The sequence below is a fragment of the Haemophilus sp. SZY H8 genome, from assembly GCF_018829755.1.
GTDB classification, from domain to species: Bacteria; Pseudomonadota; Gammaproteobacteria; order Enterobacterales; family Pasteurellaceae; genus Haemophilus; species Haemophilus haemolyticus_K.
Genome location: NZ_JAHKJY010000002.1, coordinates 148318 through 162282 on the forward strand (window position 1 = coordinate 148318; position 13965 = coordinate 162282).

The following is a 13965-nucleotide window of genomic DNA, read 5'->3' on the forward strand; positions in this document are numbered from 1 at the left end:
GTCGTTTTGACTATCGTTTTTGTGAAAGGTTCATCTTACGACGAACAAACGCCATCATGCCGTGTAATACTAAAAACAACAATGATAAAGCATATAAAGGCATATTTCCTAGCACAAAATAAGGGGTTTTGCCTTCCGCAGGTGCAATTTTCTGCGTCAACGTTGTTTCAATAAACTGTGGTGCCTGCGCTAACACCTTACCTTGTGCATCAACAAAGACTGAAATCCCCGTATTCGTTGCACGAATAAGTGGTTTACCCAATTCTAAAGCGCGCATTCTTGCCATCTGTAAATGTTGCCAAGGCCCAATCGAATCACCAAACCAGGCATCATTAGAAATTGTGAGCAAATAATCCGTATCTTGTTTCAAATTTTGCCGCACTTGCTCACCGAAAATAATCTCATAGCAAATTGCTGGCGAAAAAGTGCGTTTTTTTGCCATTAAAGATGGCTGAATCGCATCTCCACTTTGAAATGCAGACATCGGCAAATTAAACACGGAATTCAGTGGTCGCAGAATACTTTCTAGTGGAACATATTCACCGAAAGGCACGAGATGATGCTTACTATAACGATTTAACGTATCTGGCTGATAAGGAAAGTCTGGGTTTCCAGCAGTCATAATAGAATTAAGCAATTTACCAGATTTCGTATCTTGGAATACCGTGCCAATCATTATCTCCGTTTTCGTTTCTTTAGCAGCACGATCTAATCCTTCAAAAAATGGGGTAATCGCATTTTCAAGAGTTGGCAACGCTGATTCAGGCAAAATAATTAAATCTGTTTTACCAAGATTTTCTGCAATTAATTTTTGATAAATCTCCAAAGTAGAATAGAAATAAGCAGGATCCCATTTGAGATTTTGTTCAATATTTCCTTGAGCAAGCGTGACTGAAATTGCCTTATCTTCAACAGCTTTTACAAAGTGAATTCGGGATGAATAAGCACTTAATCCCCCCACGATGATCAATAACAAAACATTCGCCAAGACTAATTTAAGATTTTTCGTTTTAAACAAAGATGAAACGAGATTAAAAATTACAGCACTTGCCCAAACGGTAAAGAACGTCAATCCTGTTACCCCAAAAATCGGGGCGATGCCATAAAATGGACTGTCAATTTGTGTATAACCAAACTGAAGCCAAGGAAAACCGGTAAAAATCCAACCTCGTAAAAATTCTGTCAATGTCCAAATCACGGCAAAAATTACCGCACTTTGAACATTGAAACGCTGAACCAAATAGGTAAAGAACATCGGGTATAGCGCAAGATAAGCCGCAAGTAAACCGACAAGGAAATAACTCACACCTAAAGACGCGCCGCCAAATTGGTGAATACTGACATTAAGCCAACTCACCCCAAAGCAGAAAAATCCGATCGACCACAAAAACGTCGCTAAAAGTGCGGTGGATTTTTTAGGATTTTTAGCGACATAAAGTAAACCGAGTAAAGACACATAGGCTAAAGGCCAATAATCAAATGGCGAGAAGGCAAAAACACCGACTAAACCAGATATAATCGCAATAAGATAAGTAAAATATTTATTCATAAATTCAATTATATTTTGCACGCCCTCACGAGCGTCTTTTGTGTTGAAATTTAAAATTCCATTCCAAGTAAATAAAAAGCACGCGTTAGAAAACGCGCGCCATCATTGAGGATGATAAAATGCTATTCGGCTTTTTCTTCCACATCATCCATTTCTGCCAAATGTTCATCTGGCACAGTCACTCGAAGTTGAATCAATCGGCGACTATCTGCCGAGGTGACTTTAAATTGAAGATTTTTCAACATAATTTCTTCACCACGTTTTGGTAAATAACCAAAAGTTTGCATAATTAGCCCACCAATGGTATCCACTTCTTCATCATCAAAATCCGTATTAAATTGCGCATTGAAATCATCAATATCTGTGAGCGCACGTACAGCATAAGTATGACGAGAAAGCTGACGAATATCTGCGACCTCTTCTTCATCAAATTCATCTTCAATATCGCCAACAATTTGTTCCAGTATATCTTCAATGGTAACAAGGCCGGATACCGCACCAAATTCGTCCACCACAATAGCCATATGGAAACGCTCAGAGCGGAAATCTTTCAACATACGATCCACTCTTTTGCTTTCTGGCACAATCACGACGGGACGTAATAATAAAGATAAATCAAACTCTTCGGCATCTTCACGTAAAAATTTCAATAAATCTTTTGCATGCAAAATGCCTACGATATTATCGCGATCATCTGCATCGGCAATCACAGGAAAACGAGAATGTGCGGATTCAATAATTGTGTTTAAACAAGTATTTAAATCTTGTTGATCTTCAATAAAAATAATTTGTGAACGAGGAATCATAATATCTCGAACACGAAGCTCCGCGATTTCCATCACGCCTTCTATCATTTCACGCGTATTTTGATCAATTAAATCGTTTTGTTCTGAATCGCGAATCACTTCCACAAGTTCTTCACGATTTTTTAGTTCACCTTGAAAAAAGCGACCAAATAAAGATTGAAAAAAAGTTTTTTTCGTATTTTCAGATTGGTTTAAATTTTGCTGTTCGTCGTTCATATTATTTTATCTATCTATTTTTCAAAAAATTGATTTTCAAGTTGAAACGTTTCCAAGAATAAGCCTAACGGCGGTCTATCCGAAGATTGCTCCTCATAGTTAGGGTTAAACTTTTTGTAGTTACCTTTACGATTAATATGATATTGAGTGCCATCTGATTGAATAATTACATTCCAATTAAAATTAGACGCTTGAACCCAATCGCGCCCGCTCAGGTCAAATAAATTAGCCCCTTGTGTATAATCCATTAATCTATTTTCTACATGGAAAATTTGTCTCATCAATGCAGGTAAAATATCGGTATGACTGCTTAACCCATATTGCTTGCCTACCGGTAAATCTTTCCAATATACAAGCAATGGCACTTGAACTTCATCGCGCCCAAAGTAGTTTTCTCGCTCTTTTTCATTCATTTCATTAAAGGTTACACCATGCTCTGACGTGATAATGACTAATGTATTTTCAAGCGGTGTACTTTCTAACGCTTTTACTAAAAGAGAATCAATGTCCTGCAAAGTGCGGTCATAATCTGATGGATTTTTAGCCTCCAAGGCTAAATCCAAATAAGCAAACCAAGGGGAGTCTGTTTTTTGCGCTTTAATAAAATCATTGAGATTTTTTACCGCACTTTCATTATTGGGTTTGTTGGTTTTATTTGATGGAAGTTTTATTTCACGAAATAATGCTTGGCGGAAGACGCTATCTTTGAAATTCGTAGCAGAAAATAAACCCAATTGATAATTTTCAGCACGTAATTTTTCGATTAAAACAGATTGGGTATGATTGCTTAAAACGCTATCGGTGTAATTTGCATTTAGCCCGTAAAATAACCCAATTAAGCCTGCGTTGTTACTGTTACCTGTGCTGTAATGATTAGTGAATTCTGTTGAACTTGTCGCAAATTCAGCAAGTTTTGGCATCTTTTCACTAGAAATCGCATCATGGCGCAAACCTGAAACCGTTACGATCAGAATATTAGATTTATGCGTAATTGGTGCATAAGTGAGTTCTTTTTTCGGATAATCAATTTTTAAGGCATCTAAACGACCTTCTTGCTCCAATTTTTGCGTATATTCTTCTCCATCCAAGAAACCGTGTTTTTCTAAAAAAGAACGAGCTGTCATTGGATAAGATAAAGGGAAATTAGAACGTTGCATGGTGATAGGACGATACAAATAAGCATCAGCCCAAGCATAAATTAAATGCGTCGCAATGAACGTTGCGGTTAAGAATATGCCAGTACTTTTTAGCCATTTTTGGCGTTCAAGACTGCGTAATTTTTCCCAACTCCAGCGAGAAAATAACATTTGAGCCAGTAAAATTATTGGCATTGGTGCAAAGAAAATTTGCCAATCGCGTGACATTTCACCATTTTCTGGATTGACCAGCAAATTCCATACAACAGAGGATAAATGCAGATTAAAACGATTGAAAACGGCGGTATCAAATAATAATAAGGTTATACAAATCGTGGAAAAAATCACGGTTAATCCGCGAAAAGTGCGGTGGTTTTTAACAATGAAACTCAGTGGAAAGACCACGAGTAAGTACAACGCAAAAACATTGAAACTGAAATGCCCGAGCAAACTCACAAAGAAATAAAGTTTTCCTGCGAGAGTATCTGGCCAGTCAATGATAAAGGCATAACGAGTGCCAATAAGAATAGCAACAATAATATTAAAAAAGGCAAACCAATGACCCCACGAGATTTTTCGTGAAACGTCATCGCGGTATTGTTTGCCACTGAAGGTGCCTTTTTTAATCCATTTCATATTAACGTGTTTTTACCGCATTAATTAAGGAATTAGAAAACGCTTGAGCTAATGCCTCACGTTGAGTTTGTGGCACACTGGTGGTTAATAAATTACTCGCCATGTTACCCAGTGCGATTAAGGATAGATCTACAGGGGCTTTATGCTTTTCTAATACTGCGATCATATCGTTTACAATCGCACTTAATTGAGCATCAGAATATTTAGAATGTTGAGCCATAATGTTAAAAATAAAACAAAAAATTTGGCTTATGATACCCGATTATTTGGTAGAACCTAAATAATTTCTTTTTTCTTGCTTAAAAAGTGCGGTTATAATTTGCGGCAAATTTTTCAAAGGTGACAAAAATGAGTATTACCGTTAATCAAATTGTTTTGCATCAGTTAGTCAAAAATGTGGATGGCGACAGCATAAAAATGGAAAGCGTATTACGCGATGAGCTGTTGTCAATTACGCCAGAAGTAGAACAAATGATGTTGCAACTTCATCAAGGCTATCAAAATAAAGCTAAGGCTTTTGGTGTGTTTCAGGAAAAGTCTATATTTGCACAACATTTAAATCGTTTATTGGAACAAGAAATTGAGTTTTTAGGTTTTAGTCAATACTCAACAAAATTGCTTGCAGATGAGCTAGGTAAATATAACTTTGCAGAAAGTGGTACTTTGATTTTATGTCAATATAATTTCTTAGCAACAGATTATTTGTTTATTGCATTGCTTGATAGCCGTCATAGTATGTTAGTGGATGAGCATTTAGATATTCGCCGTACAGAATATCTTGATATTACTCAGTTTGATATTGCGGCAAGAGTGAATTTGACGGATTTGCAGGTGAATGCAAACTCTAATCGTTATTTAACTTTCATAAAAGGCCGTGTCGGTCGAAAAATTAGTGATTTTTTCATGGATTTTTTAGGTGCCGAAGAAGGATTAAATCCACAAGTACAAAATCAGTGTTTATTGCAAGCAGTGAGTGATTACTGCGATCAAGGCGAACTCAACAAAGAGCAAACTCAAGCGGTGAAAAAACAAGTGTTTGAATATTGCAAAGCTCAACTTGCAGGCGGTGATGAAATTGAATTGCAGGAACTTTCTGATTCCTTACCCACTCTAAACGAACAGCCTTTTGTTACCTTTGCGGGAGAACAGAATTATGGCTTGGAAGATAGCATTCCGCCAGTACGTTCAACTTTAAAATCCCTAACGAAATTCACTGGTTCAGGAAAGGGGGTGAGTATTAGTTTCGATGCCGATTTATTAAATACTCGAATTCAATGGGAACCAATGACGGATACGCTTACTATCAAGGGTTTACCGCCGAATTTAAAAGATCAATTACAAAAGGCTTTAAAATCAGAGAATTAATTTGGAAATATGCTCAAACTTGGGTATTATTTGACAGTACTTTTGCACAAATAAGGTAAAGAAAATGCAAGTTAAAACACTTTTAGGCGCAACCTTTTTAGCATTAAGCGTCGCTTCTTGTTCCACCGTTGAAAAAGTTGTATATCGAATTGATGTACCGCAAGGCAACTATTTAGAAGCGACTACAGTTGCTCAAGTTAAAGAAGGCATGACAGCTCAACAAGTACAATATTTGTTGGGTACGCCAGTATTAATCGATCCTTATAATAGTCAGACTTGGTACTATGTGTTCTTACAACAACGTGCTTATGAAACACCTGTTCAACACACTTTCACTGTAAAATTTGATCAACGTGGTATGGTGACAGAAACCAATCTTGATAAACCTTTGCCAGAAGTTTTGCAACAAGGCGAAAACAACACCATTATTCAAACTGGTGAGAAACCAAAATCAAGCTGGTGGCAATTCTGGAAATAAGCTTACACTTATAGTGACAGTATAAACACAGACGTTTGATAAAAAGGACAGCGCCTATGTCAAAGCTCTTACTCGTTGATGATGACATTGAATTAACGGAATTACTATCTGCACTCCTGAAACTGGAAGGATTTGAAGTTCAAACAGCAAATAATGGATTAGAGGCATTACAAAAACTGGATGAAGGCCATGAGTTGGTTTTACTTGATGTGATGATGCCTAAGCTAAATGGTCTTGATACATTAAAAGAAATTCGTAAAGTCTCTAATGTGCCAGTGATGATGCTTACTGCAAGAGGTGACGATATCGATCGCGTGCTTGGTTTAGAATTGGGTGCGGATGATTACTTGCCTAAACCATTTAATGATCGTGAATTAGTTGCCCGTATAAAAGCTATTTTACGCCGTAGCGTCCTCCTCAAAACAGAAAACGGTAAATCTACAAAAAATTCTGAAAATGAAAATTCAGTAATATTCTTTCACGGGATTGAATTACATCCAATTTCTCAACGAGCTATTTATCAAGGTAAAGATTTAAATTTAACTAGCACAGAATTTTTACTATTTTACCAATTAATTCAATCTCCAAATGGTAGCGCAACCAGAGATGAACTCAGTGAGAAAGTATTGGGCAAGCCTCTTACTCCCTTTGACCGTTCCATTGATATGCATATGTCAAATCTACGTAAAAAACTCCCTCTCCGAGAGAATGATCTACCTTGGTTTAGAACATTACGTGGACGTGGATATCTTTTAGTGCCATAGAATAATGAAACTCACTAAGATTTTTAATATTAACCAATTAGCCATACGTACATTTTCAGTTTTCTGGATAGCATTCTTTGCCATGATGACACTTATTGTTATCATGCCTTATTTTGATCTTCGAATTTATACGCCTTTAAAAGAATCTGAAGTAATCAACTACCAGAAAAGAATCATGGATACAATACGGAATAAACAACTTAGTAATCTACTCGTAGAGGCCCCCGTATTGCCAACAGATAAATACAATCCATATCGTCCTGTTTTAGTCAATTTACAGACCCAAAATATATTAGGTGAATTACCGGAAGAGCGTGATGCAATTTTAGCATTCTCTGTTGTTTCTGATGATTTTTCTCATCCCAAACGAAAAACTTTCAATGATTTACAAATTGTTGGCCCATTCCAAATTTATCTTAGTGATAAACCTGACGAATATGCTTTATTCTTCATCAATCATATAAATCCACAACAAGCAATTTTAAATTATTTATTTGATAACCCAGCTATGCTTGGTTTCTTAATCTTATTAATTACTACACCATTACTCTGGTGGTTCACAAAAACCATTGTCACCCCAATATCTCGTTTACAAGAAGCCGCAAATTCTGTCGCCCTAGGGAACTTTAAAATTGATCGTAACTTATCCCTATCAGGCCCTCTTGAACTTCGACAAGTTGGAAGAAGTTTTAATAGAATGTCAACGGCGATTGACAATCTTATCTCCAATCAACAATCTTTACTGTCTTCCATTTCACATGAGCTTAAAACACCACTAGCACGTTTACAACTAGCTACAGCGCTTGTTCGTCATGAATGTGGTGAAACAGATAGCGTAAAACGCATTGAAAGAGAAATTGGGCGCATGGATAAAATGATTAGTGAATTGCTTCTACTTTCACGCCAGAAAATGAATAGCCAAATGGAACGGGATATTTTTTATGCTAATACGCTTTGGACTGATATTATCAAGGATGCAAAATTTGAGGCTGAGCAACGTGGTATAGCGTTTCTCACAAATATTCGTTTACCTAAAAATGAATTACAACTTAACGGCAATTTTAGATTGCTAGAAAGTGCGGTTGAAAACATTGTGACAAATGCGCTTAAATACACCAAGGATAAGATCGAACTTCATATTTTTATCCAAGAAGAAGAAGAAGAAGAAGAAGAAGAAGAATTTCTCAGGATCCGTATAGATGACAACGGATCTGGAGTCCATCCAGATGAATTTGAAAAAATCTTCAAACCGTTTTATCGAGTTGATGAAACTCGAACTAGAACGACTGGCGGCACAGGACTAGGATTGGCGATTGTGTCTAATGTTATTCAGGAGCATCAAGGAAAGGTCTGGGCTGAAAAAAGCCCACTAGGCGGGCTTGCTGTTACTATACGATTGCCATTATGGATCAGTAACTAAAAATCAAAAGTGCGGTAAATCTTTACCGCACTTTTCGTCTAGGCATTATCCACGGCAAAAGAAATCACTTCATTAATTTTTTCACAACCTAACGCAACCATAATCAGGCGATCGACTCCTAGCGCAACGCCAGAAGAATTTGGTAAGCCAGCTTCCAATGCAGATAGAAAACGTTCGTCAATGTCTCGAACTGGCAATCCATGTTTCTTTCTTTGCTGATTATCTAATTCAAAACGATGTCTTTGTTCTCGTGCATCTGTCAATTCATGGAAACCATTTGCCAGTTCTAACCCTTTGTAATAAAACTCAAAGCGTTCTGCAACTCGCTGATCTTCTGGGCTCACTTGTGCTAGGGCGGCTTGCGTTGAAGGGAAATGATAAACCGCCACAGGTCGATCTTTTCCTATTTGAGGTTCAACGACTTCACTAAATAAAAACTGTAATAAAGTATCGCGATCTTCATTATCTTCCGCCATAAAGTTATGTTTACGAGCCGCTTCGATTAATTCTGAACGTTCTGCAGATAAGGGATCTAAACCTACATATTCTTGGAAAACAAATTGGTAGCTTAAACTTTCTGCAGGTGGGCAATCTAAAATTTGTTGGAGTAAATCATCCACTTCATTAATTAAACGATGCATACTAAAGTGCGGTCGATACCATTCCAACATGGTAAATTCTGGATTGTGGCGATTACCGGCTTCTTCATTACGGAACACTTTACTGATTTGGAATATTGGTCCACTGCCTGCAGCAAGCAAGCGTTTCATATGATATTCAGGGCTTGTAGAAAGCCAAAGTGTTTTGGATTGTTCACCAAAAGGCGCGAGAAATTCTGTGCTAAATGTGGAAAGGTGCAAATCAGTGACGCCAAATTCACTTAGAACAGGCGTCTCAACTTCAAGTAAGCCTCGTTCTGTAAAAAATTGACGAATTTCAGCAATAATTTTTGCACGTTTAAGCAGATTTTTTATATCGGCAGAAGGTTGCCAATGAGTAAGTGCGGTCATTTTTATTCCCATTTTTAAATTTGCATCATTGTAAACGAGAGCCCTTCTCAACTCAATCTAAGCTTTTTTGAGGTAGATCACAAAATCATACTTTTTCCCCTTTTCCTACATAAAAAACGTTATTAATTTGTAACAAAAAATGGCAGAATGGCCTTACTAGATTACCCTTTTAGGGTGATTTCTATTTTTTACTTTCTACATTTATTGGAGGATATCGTGCAAACAGTTAATGTCGATATTGCGATTGTTGGCGCTGGTGGTGGCGGTTTACGTGCAGCGATTGCAGCAGCAGAAGCAAATCCTAACTTAAAAATTGCATTAGTTTCAAAAGTGTACCCAATGCGTAGCCATACTGTGGCAGCAGAAGGTGGCGCAGCGGCAGTTATCAAAGAAGAAGATTCTTACGATAAACACTTCCAAGATACTGTGGCTGGTGGTGACTGGCTTTGCGAACAGGATGTTGTGGAATATTTCGTACAACATTCACCAGTGGAAATGACTCAATTAGAACGTTGGGGATGTCCTTGGAGCCGTAAAGCTGATGGCGATGTAAACGTACGTCGTTTTGGTGGAATGAAAATTGAGCGTACTTGGTTCGCCGCTGATAAAACAGGTTTCCACTTATTACACACGCTTTTCCAAACTTCTATTCAATATCCACAAATCCAACGTTTTGATGAACACTTCGTATTAGATATTCTTGTTGATGATGGCCATGCTCGTGGTATGGTTGCGATGAACATGATGGAAGGTTCACTTGTTCAAATCAATGCAAATGCGGTTGTTATTGCAACTGGCGGTGGTTGTCGTGCATTTAAATTCAATACCAATGGCGGTATTGTAACAGGTGACGGCTTATCTATGGCGTATCGTCATGGTGTACCACTTCGTGATATGGAGTTTGTTCAATATCACCCAACAGGTTTACCGAATACCGGCATCTTAATGACTGAAGGTTGTCGTGGTGAAGGCGGTATCTTAGTGAATAAAGATGGCTATCGCTATCTTCAAGATTACGGTCTAGGACCTGAAACTCCAATTGGAAAACCACAAAATAAATATATGGAACTTGGTCCTCGCGATAAAGTTTCTCAAGCATTCTGGCAAGAATGGAAAAAAGGTAATACCTTAAAAACCGCGAAAGGCGTAGATGTTGTGCATTTAGATTTACGTCATCTTGGTGAAAAATATTTACATGAGCGTCTGCCATTCATTTGTGAATTAGCAAGTGCTTATGAAGGTGTAAATCCAGTGAATGAGCCAATCCCAGTTCGTCCAGTTGTTCACTACACGATGGGTGGTATTGAGGTTGACTTTAACAGCGAAACGCGTATCAAAGGTTTATTTGCTGTAGGTGAGTGTGCATCTTCAGGTTTACATGGTGCAAACCGTTTAGGATCTAACTCTTTAGCTGAACTTGTTGTGTTAGGTCGTGTTGCTGGCGAATATGCGGCACAACGTGCTGTAGAGGCTCAATCTGTAAATCAAAGTGCGGTTGATGCTCAAGCAAAAGATGTTGTCGCTCGTTTAGAAGCCCTTCATAAACAAGAAGGTAACGAATCTTGGTCTGAAATCCGTGACGAAATGGGTTCTGTAATGGAAGAAGGCTGTGGTATTTACCGTGACCAAGCAAGCATGCAAAAAGCAGTAGATAAAATTGCAGAATTAAAAGAACGTTACAAACGTATTCGTGTAGCAGATAACTCAAGCGTGTTCAATACAGATGTACTTTATACAGTTGAGTTAGGCTACATCCTAGATGTTGCACAATCTATTGCAAATTCAGCGATTGAACGTAAAGAATCTCGAGGTGCTCACCAACGCTTAGATTACACTGAACGTGATGATGTAAATTATTTAAAACACACACTTGCTTTCTACAATGAAAACGGTGCGCCGCGTATCGAATACAGTCCGGTGAAAATTACTAAATCTCAACCTGCAAAACGTGTTTACGGTGCGGAAGCAGAAGCTCAAGAAGCAGCTGCGAAAGCTAAGGAGCAAGCAAATGGCTAATTCACCAGTAATGAATGTTGAAGTATTACGCTACAATCCTGAAATCGATCAAGAGCCGCATCTAAGTACCTATCAAGTACCTTATGATAATCAAACTTCATTGCTTGATGCGTTAGGTTATATTAAGGATAAACTTGAGCCATCTCTTTCTTATCGTTGGTCTTGCCGTATGGCGATTTGTGGTTCTTGCGGGATGATGGTAAATAATAAACCGAAATTGGCTTGTAAAACGTTCTTACGTGATTACAGTGGCCATATGCGTATTGAGCCGTTAGCAAACTTCCCAATTGAACGTGACTTAGTGGTTGATTTAAGCCACTTTATTGAAAGTTTAGAGGCAATTAAACCTTATATTATTGGTAACGAAGCACCAGCATTAGATGGTAAACCACATCCATCGAAAGAATTACAAGTAAGCCGTACTAAACAAACGCCTGCACAGCTTGAGAAATATCGTCAATTCTCAATGTGTATCAACTGTGGTTTATGCTATGCCGCTTGCCCTCAATTTGGTTTAAATCCTGAATTTTTAGGTCCTGCAGCTATTACGATGGCTCATCGTTATAATCTTGATAACCGTGACCATGGTAAAGCAAAACGTATGTCATTGTTAAATGGTAAAAACGGGGTTTGGAGTTGTACTTTCGTTGGCTATTGCTCAGAAGTTTGTCCAAAACATGTGGATCCTGCTTCTGCAATTAACCAAGGAAAAGTGGAAAGTGCCAAAGATTATGTTATCTCTATGCTAAAACCAAAAAGCTAAGGGGGAAGGAATGTCAGTAACAGTTAGTAAACGTAAAAAATATGTCCGTCCAATGACAGCGACTTGGTGGCAAAAATTGGACTTCTATAAAGCTTATATGCTACGTGAAGCGACTTCAATCTTTGCTGTATGGTTTTGTATTGTATTGCTTTATGGTGTTCTTTGCCTCGCAAGCAATCCAATGCCAGGCTTAGGCATCTTGAGCTTTATTGAGTTTTTAAGAAACCCAATTGTGGTGTTCTTAAATATTATTACGCTTATCGCAACGCTTTATCATACGGTGACATACTTCTTAATGACACCAAAAGTAATGAATATCATTGTGAAAAATGAACGCTTACCACACCGCGTTGTAAGAAATGCACTTTGGGCGGTAACAGCATTAGTTAGCGTGATTGCTTTAGTTTTAGTTTATATCTAAGGGAGAGAAAAAATGGTTGATCAAAATCCAAAACGCTCCGGCGAACCGCCAGTATGGTTAATGTTCGGTGCAGGCGGCACAGTGAGTGCAATTTTTTTCCCTGTCGTTATTTTAATTATCGGTTTGTTATTACCATTTGGTTTAGTCGATGCGCATAATTTAATTACTTTTGCTTATTCTTGGATTGGTAAATTAGTTATTTTAGTGCTTACTATTTTCCCAATGTGGTGCGGTTTACATCGTATTCACCACGGTATGCACGATCTTAAAATACATGTGCCAGCTGGTGGATTTATCTTTTATGGTTTAGCCACAATTTATACCGTTTGGGTGTTATTTGCGGTAACGAGTCTATAAGAGCTAGATTCATTATAAAAAAGCGAGCATAAGCTCGCTTTTTTTACTATAAAATTATCGTCCTTTCTAATTATTACAATCAAAAAAACAGCTATAAAAATATAGCTGTCTAAATTCTCAAATTTCTATTACCAATTATGATAATGATGATAATAACCGACACCCACAGCGGGGACCACAGGAAGAGTAGGGCTAATAATTCTTACTTTCGCTTTCTCATCACTCGCATTCATTTTTAGTGGTGTTTCTTCTTGTTTAGAGACCCGAGCTTTTTGTGAGGCAACAACAGTATTTCCACTCTGCACTCGGGCGTTATATTCCTGAACTGTTTTCATATCATAAATGCCATTATCTGGCTTATTATCAGAAGAACATGCAACTAATAAACATGTTATACCTAATACTAAAATATTTTTTTTCATATCCACCTCTATTTACAAATTACTTCTGTTAACACCGCTTTCCCTTCTGATACATTGTTAACAGCCTTTTCCTTCAATTTCTTATTTTCTATAATTTGAATACGCTCAGATACTTTTTTATCAGAAATAGAATAAACGGGTACATAACTTAAATTTTGCGTATTCTTCCCACCATAAATTGTAGCGCCAGTTACGCTGCCATAATATTCTGTTTTATCATTGGGTGAAAGATAATTGTGGGTTGAATTTGTATAATTTACACCTCTAGCCTTAAACCCTTTACAAATCCCAGCCGGAGATTCATAAATAGTTTGAGATGAACTCATCTCATCCATTTTATAAACTTTTAATTCAATACTCTGCCCCAAAAGCTGTACATCATTATCTGAAATTTCAGACGAAAAGCTTTTTTGATCTGCCGAATCAACATAAGTAATATTACTTGCAATAGAAACCCGAGCAATAACAAGGCTGCTAACCATAAGAAAAAATAACGGAACCGAAATATAAGATTGATGCTTCATATTTATTTTTTCCTTAGTCTTTACTATATTGATATCGCTCTAACGTCAAACCATCAGGCTTAAAAAAGAATAACATTTCAAG

15 protein-coding genes are annotated in these 13965 nt (G+C 37.5%); 8 read left to right on the forward strand and 7 right to left on the reverse strand.

Annotated features, from left to right (window positions below):
• Positions 1-10 precede the first annotated feature (10 nt).
• From lnt to KKW16_RS03735, 4 genes are all read right to left on the reverse strand, one after another.
• Positions 11-1549: an apolipoprotein N-acyltransferase gene (gene lnt / locus KKW16_RS03720; RefSeq protein WP_080351571.1), complete on the reverse strand. Its 1539-nt coding sequence runs from the start codon at positions 1547-1549 to the stop codon at positions 11-13.
• A 122-nt stretch (positions 1550-1671) separates the two neighbouring features.
• On the reverse strand, positions 1672-2571 hold the full coding sequence (corC, locus tag KKW16_RS03725) for a CNNM family magnesium/cobalt transport protein CorC (protein ID WP_048953876.1): 900 nt from the start codon (positions 2569-2571) through the stop codon (positions 1672-1674).
• Between the two features lie 14 nt (positions 2572-2585).
• The gene (locus tag KKW16_RS03730; RefSeq protein WP_215767927.1) at positions 2586-4343 is read right to left on the reverse strand and encodes a DUF3413 domain-containing protein; all 1758 of its coding nucleotides are present in this window, start codon (positions 4341-4343) and stop codon (positions 2586-2588) included.
• A 1-nt stretch (position 4344) separates the two neighbouring features.
• Positions 4345-4563 carry a YejL family protein gene (locus tag KKW16_RS03735; protein ID WP_005625990.1) on the reverse strand — a complete coding sequence of 73 codons (219 nt, stop codon included), beginning with the start codon at positions 4561-4563 and terminating at the stop codon, positions 4345-4347.
• Positions 4564-4691: 128 nt separating this feature from the next.
• Here KKW16_RS03735 and yejK point away from each other — a divergent pair, with 128 nt between their 5' ends.
• The 4 genes from yejK (at position 4692) to cpxA (ending at position 8370) form a co-directional block, all read left to right on the forward strand.
• Positions 4692-5708, forward strand: a complete 1017-nt coding sequence (gene yejK / locus KKW16_RS03740) for a nucleoid-associated protein YejK (protein ID WP_048953880.1) — start codon at positions 4692-4694, stop codon at positions 5706-5708.
• Positions 5709-5772: 64 nt separating this feature from the next.
• Complete coding sequence (bamE, locus tag KKW16_RS03745) at positions 5773-6186, forward strand: outer membrane protein assembly factor BamE (protein WP_048953882.1); 414 nt, start codon at positions 5773-5775, stop codon at positions 6184-6186.
• A gap of 56 nt (positions 6187-6242) precedes the next feature.
• A complete protein-coding gene (locus KKW16_RS03750) occupies positions 6243-6950 on the forward strand; it encodes a response regulator (RefSeq protein WP_048953883.1) in 708 nt (235 codons plus the stop codon).
• A gap of 4 nt (positions 6951-6954) precedes the next feature.
• Positions 6955-8370 (forward strand): envelope stress sensor histidine kinase CpxA, encoded by a 1416-nt coding sequence (gene cpxA, locus KKW16_RS03755; protein ID WP_215767928.1) that lies wholly within the window; start codon positions 6955-6957, stop codon positions 8368-8370.
• 38 nt (positions 8371-8408) lie between these two features.
• Here the strand turns inward: cpxA and epmA are convergent, their stop codons facing one another.
• On the reverse strand, positions 8409-9380 hold the full coding sequence (gene epmA, locus KKW16_RS03760) for an elongation factor P--(R)-beta-lysine ligase (RefSeq protein WP_048953885.1): 972 nt from the start codon (positions 9378-9380) through the stop codon (positions 8409-8411).
• Between the two features lie 216 nt (positions 9381-9596).
• Here epmA and frdA point away from each other — a divergent pair, with 216 nt between their 5' ends.
• From frdA to frdD, 4 genes are read left to right on the forward strand one after another with little or no spacing between them, the layout of a single operon-like run.
• Positions 9597-11396: a fumarate reductase (quinol) flavoprotein subunit gene (gene frdA, locus KKW16_RS03765; protein ID WP_046942098.1), complete on the forward strand. Its 1800-nt coding sequence runs from the start codon at positions 9597-9599 to the stop codon at positions 11394-11396.
• Complete coding sequence (locus tag KKW16_RS03770; RefSeq protein WP_005645965.1) at positions 11389-12159, forward strand: succinate dehydrogenase/fumarate reductase iron-sulfur subunit; 771 nt, start codon at positions 11389-11391, stop codon at positions 12157-12159. The genes frdA and KKW16_RS03770 overlap by 8 nt, the downstream gene beginning before the upstream one ends.
• 10 nt (positions 12160-12169) lie before the next feature.
• A complete protein-coding gene (gene frdC, locus KKW16_RS03775) occupies positions 12170-12580 on the forward strand; it encodes a fumarate reductase subunit FrdC (RefSeq protein WP_048953886.1) in 411 nt (136 codons plus the stop codon).
• A gap of 12 nt (positions 12581-12592) precedes the next feature.
• Positions 12593-12937: a fumarate reductase subunit FrdD gene (frdD, locus tag KKW16_RS03780; protein ID WP_048953887.1), complete on the forward strand. Its 345-nt coding sequence runs from the start codon at positions 12593-12595 to the stop codon at positions 12935-12937.
• A 128-nt stretch (positions 12938-13065) separates the two neighbouring features.
• Here frdD and KKW16_RS03785 read toward each other — a convergent pair whose 3' ends face one another.
• Positions 13066-13359 (reverse strand): hypothetical protein, encoded by a 294-nt coding sequence (locus KKW16_RS03785; RefSeq protein ID WP_048953952.1) that lies wholly within the window; start codon positions 13357-13359, stop codon positions 13066-13068.
• 8 nt (positions 13360-13367) lie between these two features.
• A complete protein-coding gene (locus KKW16_RS03790; RefSeq protein ID WP_048953888.1) occupies positions 13368-13883 on the reverse strand; it encodes a DUF8095 domain-containing protein in 516 nt (171 codons plus the stop codon).
• Between the last annotated feature and the right edge of the window lie 82 nt (positions 13884-13965).

Coding starts and splice junctions, on each gene's coding strand:
- frdD (WP_048953887.1), top strand. CDS start 12,593: ATGGTTGATCAAAATCCAAAACGCTCCGGCGAACCGCCAGTATGGTTA.
- KKW16_RS03750 (WP_048953883.1), top strand. CDS start 6,243: ATGTCAAAGCTCTTACTCGTTGATGATGACATTGAATTAACGGAATTA.
- cpxA (WP_215767928.1), top strand. CDS start 6,955: ATGAAACTCACTAAGATTTTTAATATTAACCAATTAGCCATACGTACA.
- KKW16_RS03790 (WP_048953888.1), bottom strand. CDS start 13,883: ATGAAGCATCAATCTTATATTTCGGTTCCGTTATTTTTTCTTATGGTT.
- KKW16_RS03735 (WP_005625990.1), bottom strand. CDS start 4,563: ATGGCTCAACATTCTAAATATTCTGATGCTCAATTAAGTGCGATTGTA.
- lnt (WP_080351571.1), bottom strand. CDS start 1,549: ATGAATAAATATTTTACTTATCTTATTGCGATTATATCTGGTTTAGTC.
- corC (WP_048953876.1), bottom strand. CDS start 2,571: ATGAACGACGAACAGCAAAATTTAAACCAATCTGAAAATACGAAAAAA.
- KKW16_RS03785 (WP_048953952.1), bottom strand. CDS start 13,359: ATGAAAAAAAATATTTTAGTATTAGGTATAACATGTTTATTAGTTGCA.
- yejK (WP_048953880.1), top strand. CDS start 4,692: ATGAGTATTACCGTTAATCAAATTGTTTTGCATCAGTTAGTCAAAAAT.
- epmA (WP_048953885.1), bottom strand. CDS start 9,380: ATGACCGCACTTACTCATTGGCAACCTTCTGCCGATATAAAAAATCTG.
- KKW16_RS03770 (WP_005645965.1), top strand. CDS start 11,389: ATGGCTAATTCACCAGTAATGAATGTTGAAGTATTACGCTACAATCCT.
- frdC (WP_048953886.1), top strand. CDS start 12,170: ATGTCAGTAACAGTTAGTAAACGTAAAAAATATGTCCGTCCAATGACA.
- KKW16_RS03730 (WP_215767927.1), bottom strand. CDS start 4,343: ATGAAATGGATTAAAAAAGGCACCTTCAGTGGCAAACAATACCGCGAT.
- bamE (WP_048953882.1), top strand. CDS start 5,773: ATGCAAGTTAAAACACTTTTAGGCGCAACCTTTTTAGCATTAAGCGTC.